General features: G+C 40.9%; 12 protein-coding genes. 3 read left to right on the top strand and 9 right to left on the bottom strand.

The window, feature by feature from the left end; all coding sequences use genetic code 11:
- Positions 1 to 22: 22 nt before the first annotated feature.
- From BacF7301_RS15250 to BacF7301_RS15210, 9 genes are all read right to left on the bottom strand, one after another.
- A complete protein-coding gene (locus tag BacF7301_RS15250; protein ID WP_167964085.1) occupies positions 23 to 529 on the bottom strand; it encodes a flavodoxin in 507 nt (168 codons plus the stop codon).
- Positions 530 to 542: 13 nt separating this feature from the next.
- Positions 543 to 2,576 carry an alpha-ketoacid dehydrogenase subunit alpha/beta gene (locus tag BacF7301_RS15245; RefSeq protein ID WP_167964083.1) on the bottom strand — a complete coding sequence of 678 codons (2,034 nt, stop codon included), beginning with the start codon at positions 2,574 to 2,576 and terminating at the stop codon, positions 543 to 545.
- A gap of 37 nt (positions 2,577 to 2,613) precedes the next feature.
- Positions 2,614 to 3,954 (bottom strand): dihydrolipoamide acetyltransferase family protein, encoded by a 1,341-nt coding sequence (locus BacF7301_RS15240; protein ID WP_167964081.1) that lies wholly within the window; start codon positions 3,952 to 3,954, stop codon positions 2,614 to 2,616.
- Positions 3,955 to 4,063: 109 nt separating this feature from the next.
- Positions 4,064 to 4,786 carry a lipoate--protein ligase family protein gene (locus tag BacF7301_RS15235; protein ID WP_167964079.1) on the bottom strand — a complete coding sequence of 241 codons (723 nt, stop codon included), beginning with the start codon at positions 4,784 to 4,786 and terminating at the stop codon, positions 4,064 to 4,066.
- Between the two features lie 19 nt (positions 4,787 to 4,805).
- Positions 4,806 to 6,149, bottom strand: coding sequence for a dihydrolipoyl dehydrogenase (gene lpdA, locus BacF7301_RS15230; protein WP_167964077.1), 1,344 nt, complete (start codon positions 6,147 to 6,149; stop codon positions 4,806 to 4,808).
- Positions 6,150 to 6,226: 77 nt separating this feature from the next.
- Entirely contained in the window at positions 6,227 to 7,120 is an 894-nt protein-coding gene (locus tag BacF7301_RS15225) for a glycoside hydrolase family 25 protein (RefSeq protein WP_167964075.1), read from the bottom strand.
- 156 nt (positions 7,121 to 7,276) lie between these two features.
- The gene (locus BacF7301_RS15220) at positions 7,277 to 8,923 is read right to left on the bottom strand and encodes a diphosphate--fructose-6-phosphate 1-phosphotransferase (RefSeq protein WP_167964073.1); all 1,647 of its coding nucleotides are present in this window, start codon (positions 8,921 to 8,923) and stop codon (positions 7,277 to 7,279) included.
- Positions 8,924 to 9,114: 191 nt separating this feature from the next.
- A complete protein-coding gene (locus tag BacF7301_RS15215; RefSeq protein ID WP_167964071.1) occupies positions 9,115 to 10,671 on the bottom strand; it encodes an ATP-binding protein in 1,557 nt (518 codons plus the stop codon).
- Between the two features lie 376 nt (positions 10,672 to 11,047).
- Positions 11,048 to 11,521, bottom strand: a complete 474-nt coding sequence (locus BacF7301_RS15210) for an HU family DNA-binding protein (RefSeq protein WP_167964069.1) — start codon at positions 11,519 to 11,521, stop codon at positions 11,048 to 11,050.
- A 402-nt stretch (positions 11,522 to 11,923) separates the two neighbouring features.
- On the opposite strand from BacF7301_RS15210, the gene BacF7301_RS15205 reads away from it, so the two are divergent.
- From BacF7301_RS15205 to BacF7301_RS15195, 3 genes are all read left to right on the top strand, one after another.
- Positions 11,924 to 13,438, top strand: coding sequence for a hypothetical protein (locus BacF7301_RS15205; RefSeq protein WP_167964067.1), 1,515 nt, complete (start codon positions 11,924 to 11,926; stop codon positions 13,436 to 13,438).
- 10 nt (positions 13,439 to 13,448) lie between these two features.
- Positions 13,449 to 14,573: a leucine-rich repeat domain-containing protein gene (locus BacF7301_RS15200; protein WP_167964065.1), complete on the top strand. Its 1,125-nt coding sequence runs from the start codon at positions 13,449 to 13,451 to the stop codon at positions 14,571 to 14,573.
- Between the two features lie 74 nt (positions 14,574 to 14,647).
- Positions 14,648 to 15,439 carry a DUF4595 domain-containing protein gene (locus BacF7301_RS15195; RefSeq protein WP_167964063.1) on the top strand — a complete coding sequence of 264 codons (792 nt, stop codon included), beginning with the start codon at positions 14,648 to 14,650 and terminating at the stop codon, positions 15,437 to 15,439.
- The last annotated feature ends 200 nt before the right edge of the window (positions 15,440 to 15,639 follow it).

Here is a 15,639-nt window from a genome sequence, read left to right as displayed (position 1 = left end):
TATCCTTTAATGAAAAAGAATATTACTTGAACTCCTTCTTCACCTGCTCACACCAATCCTTGATTTTCTTTTTCGCCTGTTCCGACTGATTATCCAAGTCAATAACCAATCCGCACCAATGATCGCCGCGCAATGCTTTGGAACGCTCGAAAGTATATCCTTCGGAAGAAGTGAAACCTACCAAGGTAGCCCCATCCCCTTCGAAAACTTCCGCCAGCAGTCCGATACCATCCGCAAAGTTTTCGGGATAACGTATCTGGTCGCCCAAACCGAAAACAGCCACTTTCTTTCCTTTTAAATCCATTGTACGAAGTTCCGGCAACAGTTCGTCCCAATAGGTGGGAAGTTCGCCGTCAAACCAGGTGGAAGCGCCGACTATAAAACAATTATAAGCGGCAAAATCATTCTCCCAGGCTTGTTCTATGGGTACTACTTCTATCTTACCTTCACCAAATTCCTGCTGAATCTTCTCTGCTACCCAACTCGTCTTTTCAGCCTTCGCTGCATAAAATAAACCTATCTTTTTCATAATCCATACTATTTTAATATTCTAATAATTTCCTGGCGGCTTCATAGATTTTAGCCTCATCCGGCAGAATCTCTTTTTCAAGAATCGGGTTAAAGCCGACAGGGGTAAATGTAGAACCTACACGTTGCACAGGCCCGTCCAAATAACGGAACATCTCTCCGCCAATCATTGCGGCAAGTTCCGCACCAAAGCCGGAGAATACTTTATCCTCATGGACAACCAACACTTTACTCGTCTTCTTCACCGACTCAAAGATAGCTTCCTTATCCAACGGAATCAAAGAACGAATGTCGATGACTTCCACTTTCCAGCCGCCCTCTTTCTCCAATCGTTCCGCTGCGTGCAGACAGAAATGGGTGGTATTGCCATACGTGATAATACTTAAATCTGTTCCTTCCCGACGGATACGCGCTTTACCGAAAGGTACTTCAAAGTCTTCCGGCACAACGGCAGCCGCTTCTACGGAGTTATACAATGCCTTCGGTTCGAGAAATAAAGTGAATCCTTTGGAGCGAATACTGGTACGGAGCAATCCGGCTGCATCATCCGCAAAGGAAGGACAGACGATACGTGCTCCCGGCAAAGTCGTCAAAGCGCCTTCTATATTTTGGGAATGATAAAGTCCGCCACCGATATAGCCGCCGGAAGCCAGACGCAAAGTGATGTTCGGAGCAAACTTACCATTGCTGCGCCAATACTCATGCGTACATTCTACATATTGCTCGACGGCAGGCCAAAAGTAATCGGCAAACTCCGCCCCTTCTATTACTACATGAATTTTAGGGTCAAAGCGACTCATTCCGTTGGCTGTACCTACAATATAATCTTCGGCTATCGGCGCACTGAATACACGGGAGTCACCAAACTCCTGCTGCATCCCCTTCGTCACATTAAATACACCGCCTTTTTCCTTATTCGCTACGTCCTGCCCCCAAATAAAAGTATCAGGATTGTGACGGAATTCGGATTTCAATGTTTCATTAATGGCGTTGACCATGAAGGTCTTTTCGCCTTCTGCCTCATGCGTACCGTCTTTGTACTTCTGTGGTTGATAAGGTTCGGGCATTACGAAATCGTAGATGCTTTTAGGGTCAGGGTCGGGAGCAGCCAAAGCCTTCCGGTTGGCAGCAGACAATTCTTTTTTGGCTGCCGCTTCTATTTGTTGCAGTTCTTCTTCAGTCAGACGCTTATAGCGAAGCAGCATCCGGCGGAATTTCATCAAAGGGTCAGCTTCCTTTACGTATTCCAGTTCGTTTTCATCCCGGTAAAGGGTATGCTTGTCGGAATTGGAATGAGAACCGATACGGACACAATTCGCCTGTACAATCACCGGATTACGGGTACTGATGGCATATTCGCGGGCTTCGGTCATGGCGTTCATCGAATCGAATACATCTTTTCCATTGCAATAGATGATTTTCAGGTTCTTGAAGCCGGAAAAGTTTTCCGCTACCTTGCGGTTGGCAGTCTGTTCCGATTTGGGAACAGAGATGCCGTAACCGTTATCCTGAATGACAAAAATCACCGGAAGACGTTCAAGGCTGGCACCATTGATAGCTTCATAGACAAAACCTTCGGATGTAGCCGATTCTCCGTGAGAAGTGATGGCAACTCCTTTATGTCCGTAATAGACCATCGCTCTGGCTACGCCTGCCGCATGAAGGTCATGTGTTCCCGTCGCGGAAGAAATGTTTTCGATGTGCCATTCCGGTTTGGCGAAATGGTTCGACATATGACGTCCGCCGCTTCCGGGGTCTGTCGCTTTGGAAATACCGTTCAGGATAATCTCTTCCGGAGTCATTCCGGCGGAGAGTACGGTCAGCATATCCCGGTAGTAGGGAAACAGGAAGTCTTCTCCGAGAGTAAAGACTTGCCCGACCGCCAGTTGGATACCATCATGCCCCGCATAGGGTGCATGGTAAGACCAACCTAAAGATTGCAACTGGTAAGATGGAGCCTTTTCGTCCAGGGCGCGTCCCAATGCCATCAGATGATACCACTTCTTCAGGGTTTCGACATCTGTATTTTTTATATCATACTTTTTCATGGTTAATGAAGTTCTTAATGAATGAAACAATCAGTTATCAGCCTTTCCAGTTTTCCAGATAATCGGCTATAAAATGCAGGAAGTTGCCGCCCAACATTCCGTCCACTACCCGATGGTCGTAAGACAGGGAAAGGTACATCTTATGACGGATAGCAATCGTATCTCCTTCAGGGGTTTCTATGACGGCAGGTTTCTTTTCGATATAGCCTACTCCCAAGATAGCCACCTGGGGCTGATTAATAATCGGCGTACCGAACAAACTCTTGAATGTACCGAAGTTGGTGATGGTAAATGTACCGCCGTCAATGTCGTCGGGCATTAGCTTGTTATCTCTCGCTTTCAGAGCCAGGGAATCAATGGCAACAGCCAGTCCGTTCAAATTCAGACGGTCGGCATCGTGTACCACAGGCACAATCAGATTTCCATCGTTCAAAGAGACAGCAATACCCACATTGATATGTTTCTTGAAAAGAATATTGTATCCGTCCACCGATACATTCACCTGCGGATAGGTTGCCAATGCTTTCGCTACGGCTTCCGTAATCACGGGCATATAAGTCAGCTTGACACCTTCACGACGGAAGAAAGCGTCTTTGTTCTTTTCGCGCCAGCGCACCAGACGGGTGACATCTACTTCTACCACATTAGTGACATGCGGAGATACTTTTTTAGACATGACCATATGATCGGCAATAATCCGGCGGACACGGTCCATCTCTTTCACTTCCACACCCGGCATAGTGACAGGAGCGGATGATTTGGACTCAACCGGAGCAGCCGGAGAAGATTTCGGGCTTACCGGTGCGGAAGCAGCAACCGATGGTTTGCTTGCAACCGGAGCAGCAACGGATGCTGACGGTTTGGAATCCCCACTGGCTCCTCTTTTCTTCTTGTCGATATAATCTTTTATATCCTTCTTGCTCAATCGTCCTTCGTAGCCGGTTCCCTGTATGGAGTCCAGTTCTTCTTTCGGAATCTTCGCTTCTCTTGCGAGTTGAATCACAACCGGCGAATACCAACGTTCTTCCTCGGCAACAACCGGTTTGGCAGCTTCTTGTTGAGCCGGAGACTGGCTTGCAGGAACTTCTTCTTTGACGGTTTCTTCATGGGCAGTTTCCCCTTCGGCAGTGCCTTCGCCATCCAAATCAATAATGGCTACAACAGTACCTACCGCAACGGTATCCCCTTCTTTATATAAAATCTCGACTACCTTTCCCGCTACCGGAGAAGGTATTTCGGCACTTACTTTAGCAGTATTTACTTCAAAAAGAACATCGTCTTCCTGAATCATATCACCCACTTTTACAGACCAGGAGACGATTGTCCCTTCGGTTATACTCTCGCCCAACTTGGGCATTTTTATTTCGAATCTTGACATAGACAGTAAATTTATTTATTCAACCTTGATATAATAGAACAATGGGCTGAAATAGAAAGTTTTATGTTAAGGTATTTTTAACCGGACGCTGATAAACATAACTTATATTTCAACGATTATATATCCACTCTTTCTGAATATACTTTTCTTTCCGAAGCTGATTAATAGCCACAATCTCTTCGCCACTGAATGAACTGACCCTTTGCGATTTGCTGAAATACTGAAAAGCATTTTCTTTAAAATCATCCACAGTCCCTACCGACAAGTGCTTACGAATATTGGTCACTTCACTCCGAACGGACGGAACGGCGTATACGGAAGACAAAGTTCCGTCATCAACTAACGGCTCCGGGTTCAATACCTTATTCAGCATCGTAAGATTGGTATCATACAGCAAAGTGCAATGATATAATACCCTGGCTTTATGTACACATTGTGCACTTCCTGATATTTTTATTCCATCCAGATAGATACCGAGTCGTTCATCCCCCTTTGCCATTACACCGATGGATGCCAAAAAGTCCAATGTCCGCTGAAGATAAGTGATAAACTCAGGCAGGCGCGGAGCCGTTTCGATAAAAGTCAGATTGACATTACCCAAATCATGATACACCGTTCCCCCACCCGAAAAACGGCGGGCAATATGTATCTGTTCCTGTTCCGCCCACTCCGTATCCACTTCCGACCGCAGACGCTGATGTTTACCTATCACTACAGAGGGAGTATCCTGCCAAAGCATAAAAACGTCATCGTTTCCTTGCTTCAACAAATACTCTTCTGCCGCCAAGTGAAAATAAATATCAGTATAAGGACTATATATACATCGAATCATAGATTGGCCGGGATAAAAATTAAAACATAATCTCGTGATAAATCTCTCCAACCGTAGGATGTGGGAATACGGTCTTTTGAAATTCTTCCACCGTATATCCTCTCTGAATGGCAATGCCGGCTATCACAATGAGTTCTGATGCAGGATTTCCCAACATATGGCAACCGATGATTTTTCCTTCTTCATCCTGAATCAGCTTGCAAAGTCCGTTGCCCTGTTCATTCTCCGCTACAAATCGTCCTGAATAAGCCATAGGCAATTTAGAGACACGATAAGGAAGTCCCAGTTTTATCAGTTCTTCTTCGGTCTTTCCGACTCCTGCAACTTCGGGATTGGTATAAACTACGCCCGGCACACAATTGTAATTCATATGGTCTTCGACTCCCAAAATGTGATTGATGGCAACTTCCGCTTCGCGGATCGCGGTATGCGCCAATAAGGAATATCCCGTAATATCTCCGCAAGCATATACATGGGGATGGGAAGTTTGTAGATATTCATCCACTTTCACTCCGTTCCGCAGGAGTTCAATGTTTAGTTTATCCAGTCCTACACCGGACAAATTTGCCTTACGGCCTACGCTAAGTAATATCTTTTCCGCTTCAATAGTAGAAGCTTTCCCGTCTTTCTCTATCACAACTCCATCAGGTTTCACTTCCACCACTTTCGTATTCAGGTAGAAAGTAACTCCCCGTTTGGCGTATTCGGTACGGAGCATACCACTCGTTTCCTTATCCATTGCTCCCAAAATCTCGGGCATCATTTCCACAACATGTACCTTTACGCCCATGCTGTTGAAGAAAGAGGCAAATTCCATCCCGATTACTCCGCCGCCAATGATAACTAGCGTTTGGGGAAGTTCCTTTATTTCCAATGCTTCTTTAGAAGTCCAGTAACTGACATCCGACAATCCCGGTATCGGGGGAATCACCGTATCTGAACCTGTACAGACCAGCAGATATCTGGCGAAGTAAGTCTCGCCGTCACAAGTGATGCGAATCAATCCGTCTTTCTCTCCTTCTATGAATGCTTCTTTCTCTACGATTGTCACCCCATAAGAGTTTACAGTCATCTTCACACCCCCTGTCAGCATTTTCACTGTCTTATCTTTACGGTTCATGATTTTGGATAAATCGAAAGAAGGAGATTCGGCGGAAACGCCATATTTGGAAGCAGTCTTTATGCTATCCAGTATTTTAGCAGAATATAACAAAGTTTTAGTAGGGATACATCCTTCGTTGAGACATACTCCACCTATTGCTTTCTTCTCGAAAAGAACGGCTTTCAATCCGTTTGCCCCTGCCCTTTCGGCGGCTGTATAACCGGCAGGGCCGCCGCCAATAATAGCTATATCAAAGTTCATAATCGTATTTTTTTTAAGTAATAATACGATTATAACAAATAAGAGAAGAGATAAGTTGTTTGGAAAGGAAATACCTGTTATTTAATTGTCAGCTTTCTCAGGTCTTCCAATGTGCCGTTAAATACATTCAGGTCTACGTCTTCCTTGATTCCGGGCACATTTCCTACATCCGTATGTTGCCAGAAGTCCCATTTGCCCTGATACCTCACGGAGTCAACATAGTAATGGGCAATCCAGTAAGGATATGCGTTGAAAATGGAATCGTCCAGATAACGTGTCTTAAATTTATAGGAGGTATAAAGAATCGGCTTCACCCCGTAATGAGATTCCACACGGTCGAGCCAGCGTTTGATGCCTTGCTGCAATTCTGTTTTTTCTTTTCGTCCGGTCACTTCCACATCAAGTACAGGGGGTAAATCGCCGGTATCCAACTTTACAGTACGGATAAAAAAGTCGGCTTGTTTCAAAGCGTCCGTACTCGGAATATAAAAATGATAGGCACCCCGGATAAATCCGTGATTACGGGCATTGGCAAAGTTAGCCGAGAAAGTAGTATCGCCATGGTCCCCGCCTTCCGTGGCCTTCATAAAGATGAAGTGCAAAGGAGTCACCGTTTCTTTGTTCTGCCGGAGTTTCGGCCAGTCTATTTTTCCTTGATAATGGGAAATATCAATTCCGTGAATATCATATCCTGCCGGAATACAGACGCCATATTCTTTTAAGCCGTGACAAGGTTTCCAACGGTAAGCATAAGGACGGATAAAGAAATAATAAAAAGCAATGGAGAAACAACCGACAATCATCACTGCCAGGATATTGCGAAGCCAAACAGGCATAATATGACTATGCTTCGCCTGTACCTTTTTCGGGGTACGGGGAGATTTGGAAGAAGAAGCCGTTCCTTTCTTTCGGGTAGTGGAAACAGTTTTTTTCTTCTGTACGGCAGACATCGGGTTGTTGCGTGGCGGCATTTACTTCAAATGATAAATATTTAGAGATAGGCACGGATTACACGGAATACACGGTTTATAAGAAATAGGATAACTAAAAACCGTGTTAATCCGCGTAATCCGTGCCTGAAAAAACTTTCATTGCAACTGTGGTATCACAACCGCTCTGAAGTATATTTATTTAGCTTGTTCCAGCTGCAAAGTCTTGGTTGCCTGGTCGCAAACTTCTGTAGGACCAAAGTACTGAATCGGACCCGGATATACATAATCCGTTTCAACAGCCCAACGGTCACGTTGTGCAGCGAATGCCTTGAAAGGAGCACCGTCCAGTTTCACCAATGCTTTCTGGATAACGGGTTTCATTTCACCGTGGCGACGTTCCATGTTCATCATCATTGTGATAGGCACACCACCTGCAATCCATTCGGCAGCAGGAGCAGTTGTGTTGCGTACAGAAGACATATAACCAGTCTTGCCGTTAGCAATCAACATAGAAGCTGTGTAACCCAAAGAGTAGCAGTAGTCAGCATCGAAGTTTGACGGAGCAGCGCAACGTCCTTCGTAACCGAAGAAGTGGTGCTGTGCAGCAAACTTACCTACATACTTGCCTTCTTCTTTCCATGTAGCCAACTTGGTAGCTACCATTTCAGACAACAGTTTTTCAGTTTCAATCAGTGATACCTGTACGTTTCCGTGCGGGTCACGATCCAACGTCAACTGACGGGCAACACCTTCCGGCAGACTTGCATAGATAGCAGAGTTTTCCGGAGAAAGTTTGCGGATGATATAATCACGTTGGTGAGACTTCTTGATTTGAGCGAATTCTTCCGCGTTAGCAGCCAGGAAGTCATTCAATTCAGCAATCAGGCGTTTCATAGCCGGGATGAATTCTACCAATCCTTCAGGAATCAACACTGTACCGAAGTTGTGTCCCTGTGCGGCACGGTCTGCTACCACTTTAGCGATGTATGTTACTACATCATCCAAAGACATATCTTTTGTTTCCACTTCTTCAGAGATGATACAAACGTTAGGCTGTACCTGCAAAGCACATTCCAGAGCGATGTGAGAAGCCGAACGACCCATCAATTTGATGAAGTGCCAGTATTTGCGTGCAGAGTTACAGTCACGTTGGATGTTACCGATTACTTCTGCGTAAGTCTTACAAGCTGTATCGAAACCGAAAGAAGTTTCAATCATATCGTTCTTCAAGTCACCGTCGATAGTCTTCGGGCAACCGATTACCTGTACACCATACTTCTTGGCAGCATAGTATTCAGCCAATACACAAGCATTTGTGTTGGAGTCATCACCACCAATGATAACCAATGCCTTGATGCCCAGTTCCTTGATGATTTCAAGACCTTTTTCGAATTGGCTTTCAGCTTCCAGTTTCGTACGTCCCGAACCGATGATGTCGAAACCGCCTGTATTACGATATTCGTCGATGATGTCAGCAGTCAGTTCCATATAGTTATGGTCTACCAGACCGCCAGGACCCAGGATGAAACCAAATAATTTGTTTTCCGGATTCAGTTTCTTGATACCGTCGAACAAACCGGAGATTACATTGTGTCCACCGGGAGCTTGTCCGCCTGAAAGGATTACACCCACATTCATAGCAGGAAGAGCAACAGCTTCACCGGCTTCGAATGTAATTAACGGCATTCCGTACGTGTTAGGGAATAATGCTTTGATAGCTTCCTGATCGGCAACGGACTGTGTAGCAGCACCCGCTACAGCTTTAACGGCTCCTGATGCCAATGCTTTCGGAAGTTTGGGCTGATAAGCAGCCCTTGCGATTTGCAATGCACTTTTAGTCATTTTCTTTAATTTTTTATTTAAAGGTGTTAGTAAGTTTCTTGTCAAACTTGAAAAGCGTTGCAAATTTCGCACTTTTTTCCGAATTATGAAAGTAGGCGGTGAACTTTTATTTCCGACACAAGAAATACAAAGCAGTTAATATTCCGCACATGTCATTAAATGCTAACAAAAGATATGGTACTTTATACTATCTATTTTTCTTCCACTATCCATTTCTCGATATTACGGGTTTCCGCACTGAAGTTTACGCCGATTTTAAAGAGTTTTCGTCCGTCCATTTCGAAAGGAAGGGCGTAATGCTTGTCGTTAATCTGCTGCAAAGCATCTTCCGCCGTACCGTTCAGTTTAAATTCCATTATATAGATGAACTTATCAGTCTGCAAGACAAGGTCGATGCGCCCGTCATTCGTGTTATATTCCACATTAACATAGAAACCGACCAGTTTGAAAACGATGAAAAGCACGTTTTCGTAATGCAATTCCTGGTCGCGGATCACTTCGTAAGTGGTATCCGCAAAGAAACTCTGCAAGCGACGAAAGAAAGAATTATAATCTCCCGATTCCACTTCACGGACAAACTTCTGAATCTCAAACGGGGACTCTACCTTATTTACATTCGCATAAAAAGGAAGCAGAAAACGAATAAAACCCTCTTCCACTTCACGGTTGGGAAAACCTAAACGATACATGCCAAAACGTTCATCATATCCCTTAATAGTGAGGTAGCCGCTCTGATAAATCACCGGAATGGGATTGGTGGATTCAGAGTCTATGCTGTTCAAGACCTGGGCATCGGTTTCTTCATGCGCCATCCGTTCCAGGTCATAATGATGTTTTTTCAGTAACTTCACTAAATAGGTAGGCGTACCCGTCTCAAACCAATAACTGCCGAACTCCTTACGTTTGAAAGCGTTAAGCAGACTAAACGGATTGTACATGCCGATTGAATTGTGCGTAAAGTGATAGCCGTCATAGCACTCTCTCAGTTCTTCACAAAGTTTGTCATACGTTATTCCTCGTGCTGCGGCAAATTCATGAAGTTCCGTTTCCAGATTTTCGTGAATTTCACGCTCGCTGACACCACATATTTCGATGTACTCATTCCACATTGAAATATCATCCAGATTATTCAAATCACTGAATACACTGACTTTGCCAAACTTTGTCACACCAGTGAGAAGGGCAAACTTGATACAACCGTCCTTAGTCTTCAAAGCTCCATAGAATGGTTTCAGGGTATTTCGGAATTGTTTCTGTAATTCCTCATTACCTATAGCTTGCAGCATAGGCTTGTCATATTCATCAACCAAAATAACTACCCGCTGTCCCGTCTTCTCGCAAGCACGCTGAATGATACCTGCAAAACGTAGAGAAAAAGAAGTCTCGGACGGACGGCTGCCGTATTGGCTTTCCCAATATTCCAGATTATCATTCAATATCTTATCCAAACTTTCCAGTGTATCATATTTCTCGATATTAAGATCCAGATGCAATATAGGATATTTAATCCAGTCCTTTTCCAACTTTTCTATTGCTAATCCTTCAAACAAGTCCTTTTTTCCTTGAAAGTAGGCTTCTAAGGTAGAGATGAGCAGACTCTTTCCGAAACGGCGCGGACGACTCAAGAAATAATAACTTCCCGTCTTGACCATTTGGTATATCAAGGCGGTTTTATCAATATAGAAATAACCGTCATTACGAATCTTTTCAAAATTCTGAATACCGATAGGATATATTTTATTGCTCATATTCGCTTCCTTTATAAATCAACATCTGTCTCGCAAAGATATATATTTTTAATAGAACTCTTTATCATGGCAAGTTAAAAGATTATTCTCCGCAATTTATATCCTACAATTTTCTCATAGAAACCTCACAGATTAATCGGTTAATATTCTACACATATCATTAAAAGCCAACAAGAGATATTATGTCATCAATTTTGATAATAAATAGCCATTATCCATAAAATCATCGTTGGGCAACGGCAAATTTACCGTTGGGCAACCGTGAATTCACCGTTGCCCAACGGCGATTTGGAAGGTTTCGGACGAATATGACAAAAAAAATGAGGGAAGCTTTCCAGTTTCCCTCATTCGTTTAGCTTAAAATAAATAAAAAAGATCAAACAGAAGGGTCCGGTGTTTCACCTTCGGAGCCACCACCCGGATTATCGGGTTTCCCTTTGTCTTCCCCTCCATCTTTCGACGTATTAGAGAAAGATTCTTTACTCACTCCACCCAGCATCTGCTGGAATTTGTTTCCCGGAGTAAAAACAATCTTTACTCTGGATATTGTGTCCGAGTCTACATCTTCTTCTTTATCCTGGCTTTTGGCTTGAATGGACGGACGGAATGAACCGAACTCTCCCAACTTCACCGAAAAGCCTTCTTCTAAAAAAGAAATCATAGTGTCTTGAACACCCTTTAATACAACATCTACTATGCCCCGATGCATCCCAGTACGCTGGTTTACTTCATCACAGAGTTTGTTGTAACCGATACTACCAATAACTACATTAGTAGCAACGTACTTTGACAACGGATTTTCCTTGTCGAATTGAAGTACGATTTTTCTTTTCCTATATTTAACGCTCATAGCGCATAATATATTAAATGAAATTGCTCACTTGCAACTCCGATGACAAAGATACGATAATATTTTGAGTCTCCAATAAAGACCTTACATTTTATTTGCTTCTTAGAAAAAATATGGCTATTTTTGCGAAGTGAAAGTATGTATAGCGATACATTTGTTTTTTTAAAGAAGTTATTGTAAGAAGCGTTGTGCTTCATTCTTGTTTTTGAAAACCTGAGAAATTTTCGCGACACACAAGAATGACATATGCGGTTCTCGCGCTAAACAGCGCGGGTCTGCTGTCTATTCATAAGTGTGTCGGGTTTTCTCAGGACCTTCAAAAACAATGAATAGCACGCAGTTCCGCGTTTTCTTTTTTTCACTAAAATCCTTATTGGAACTAGAGGATGAAAAAACAAAATTATGAGAACTATTATTACGACTATTTTATTGATTTTCACCGTTTTTGTAATGGCACAGAAGACTGACCTACAAAAAGAAAAAATAAAAGGGCATGTTATATCCATGACAGAAACATACTACAATTTCGCGTTTAAATTCGGAGAGTATATTAAGCAAGATATGGACAAATATAGTCGAACATTTTACGATGAAAATGGTAATATCTATAAAAAAACAGCAAATAAAATAGAAAAAAGAACTTTCTACGACAAAATAACCAATAAAGAGGATATTATACATTATATCTATGACAAAAGTCTTAAACTCAATACCATTATTATCCTAAGAGACAAAACTATCTTGGATAAAGAAACCCATATAGAAGAAATAGTCAAAGACACCCTACAACAAACAGAATATATTTATGATGCAAACGGAAAACTCATTGAGACAAACACCTATGATTATGACCTTAAGGATTCAAGCAAAAAAACATTATCTCAGAAAGTGAAATACTCTTACTCATTTGCTGAAAACACTATTGAAACTTATAACGGGAATGGTGAATTGTCCGCAAAAAAAATAATTACTCAAAATGGTAAGAAACATACTGAAAATGCAGGTGGAATACTCGTTGCAACAGAATACAATTCAATAGACCAACCTCTAAAATCAATATTATATTTAGGAACAAACAATGGTTCTGCAGCTTCACAAACGACCTATCAATATAATAAATATGGCGACATACTACAAAAGAATAGCGAAATTGGACTAACGATCAACCATAAGGATGAGCACCATATCACCACTGAAACATACAAATATATATACGATTCGCATCAAAATTGGATTTGTCGAAAGACATACAAAAAAAATGAAATGACAGAATGGATAGAACGAACATATACATATGCGAATACATCTGACGAACTAATAGAAGCACGGTTACTAAATATAAAACAAGAACAAATGGAAGCACAACAAAAGCATAATGACTATCATAAAAAAATTGAGCATGCAAGGCAGATACAGAAAGAAAAAGCTATCGCCCAACACTTGCAAGACTCCATCCGTCATGAAAAAGAAAAATTCTATGAACTAATAAAAACTGTACTCAAAAAGAACATTATGAGAATTTCAGCAGGAGGAGGATACAAACGCTATAAGACTTCAAACTGTATTCAAACTATTAAAAAAGTATTTGTAGAACAGCAAGCCGTTACTTTCACATTAAAAGATAATACAGAATTACCTCCCATCAAATTAGTTTCAAAAGAAGAAGTACCTACAGGTGGATTTATGGAACACTGTACTATTTCTTATTCTGCAGACAAAAACTTTATTTTATTACTTATAAACGGAAATGATTATCTGAATGAAGCCGGAGTTTTAATCCATCGCCTTCCCCACGATATGCATCAAGTTTACAACCTAAGCGATAAGGCAATATCCAGTTCGAAAAAAGAAAAGAATATAGATAAAATAAACAGAACAGCAACCAATGCGTTGAGGTTTATCAATAAATTGAGATAAAACTTAGACCATGATAAATAAATTATGTAACATGAAACACCTATCTTTACTTAAAAAATTATTTTTTACAGCTATTACTTGTATAAACATAATAGCATGCAGCAGCGATAACCATGAAATTGAGTCTGATATATTCGTTGAAGCAAATGTGGCACGAATCCACGTGACACAGGCCGGGACTTTATCTGAGTTAATGAATGGTTATGAAAAAAACAAGATAGAAGACTTAACATTATCCGGCTATTTGAACGGGAGTGACATCTTGTATTTGAAGGAGGAATTAAGCAAAACATTGCTGAAATTAAATTTATCAGATGCGAAAATCGTAGAAGGAGGTGAACCGTATGCAATGGTAACAGAAAAATATTATACGAAAAATGATGAAATCTCCGATTATTTTTTTTCTACCCATTCATACCCTAAATTACAAACCATCCATCTTCCTAAAGACTGCACACGTATAGGAAAGTATTCATTAGCTAGTCTTACTAATCTTTCTTTTGTAGAGCTACCTAATGCATTAGAAGAAATAGATAATGTAGCATTATATAACTGTTTAAGTCTGAAATCTGTAATTTTTCCTAGTTCTTTACTAAGTATTGGAGACTTTTGTTTTCAAAATTGCCAAGAGCTTGCCTCCATTCAATTTAATAATTCCTTGCAAAAAATAGGTATTCATGCATTCATAAATTGCAAGTCACTTACAAATGTAAACTTTCCCAAGTCATTAAGTTCGATAGGCCAGAGTGCATTCGACGGATGCTCCAACTTATCAACAATAACAATATCTGAAGGCATCACCGAAATACAATATGGCACCTTTAGAAATTGTGTCAATCTTTCATCAGTCAACTTGCCCACTTCACTTAATGCAATATCTATCTCAGCCTTTGAAGGATGCCTCAGTCTAAAAACTATAACTATTCCTCAAAACGTTAATAAAATAGAATATAATACATTTCAAGGTTGTAATAACTTACAGGAAATTCACCTAAAAGGAACAACCCCTCCTGATATTTCATATTGGTCAAATGACTATATGAGTCATTGTACACTATTTATACCAAAAGGTTCACTAGCTGCCTATAAAAAGACAAACTATTGGTCATTGTTTTATGACATCATTGAAGAATAAAAGTTGTTATTTTCTCAATCAATATAAACAAAGAACTATTTATTAACTATAAAACCATTAAAAGTATGAAATCAATGAAGAATTTATTTGTAATTGGATTAACTCTCGTAATTTGTGCCGGATTTACGGCTTGTGGTAATGATGATGATAAGCAAGAAGTAACATTGCCAACAATATTCGAAGGTAAAAGAATCACTCAATGCGAATCTACAGCCAACGGTTATAGAAATGCGTATAGCTACAGTAACGGAAAGCTCATCTCTTATAGTGAGTATGAGATTAGTAACAAAGAAACTATTGAAGATAAATATACCATCGATTATGAAAATAATCAAGTTCGAATTTCATGGAAAGACGGCAATGACAGTGAAATTTGCACATACTCCTTAAATGAAAACGGCTTTGCAACCTCTGCAATATTAGTCACTAAAGAAGATGAGGATGTATGGAATACGCATTATACTTTCGAATATGACGCAAATGGTTATCTAATCCAAATTACGGAAGGAAACGATGGAGAAGAACCGGAAATAATAGAAATAGAGCGAAATGACGGTGACGTACTATCATTCAGTTACGATGACAGTCAATATACATATACCTATACTTCAAATATAAACAAAGGCGGAATCCTTCCGGTTGATAACGGCTGGCTTAATATGGAAGCAGAACTTCATATTGCATATTATGCAGGAATCTTGGGTAAACCCACAAAACACCTGATTGCATCACAAAAAGATAAATTCGGCTACAGAAGCAATGAAGAAACCTATGAATATGAATTAGATGCTGATAAATACGTGAAATCCTGTACAATAACAGACAACAAAGGTGATGTTTCTTCCTATAATTATACTTTTAAATAAAATTTCCACTCTATAAATATATAATGCAGTGATACGAACTTTTCATACAAAAAGTTCATAACACTGCATTATTCATTCTCCAAAAAGCAGATCAAAAAATTGGCTAGAGTATCTTGAATATGAAACATTTCAATACTATCAAAACACTCTCATGAAATAAGTTGTCTGCCCTTATCCGTAAGTCTCAACTTCTGATTTCG

The organism is Bacteroides faecium, from assembly GCF_012113595.1.
In the GTDB taxonomy this organism is placed as follows: Bacteria; Bacteroidota; Bacteroidia; order Bacteroidales; family Bacteroidaceae; genus Bacteroides; species Bacteroides faecium.
Note: the sequence above shows the minus strand (reverse complement) of the source record. Positions and strands in the feature narration are given on the sequence as shown.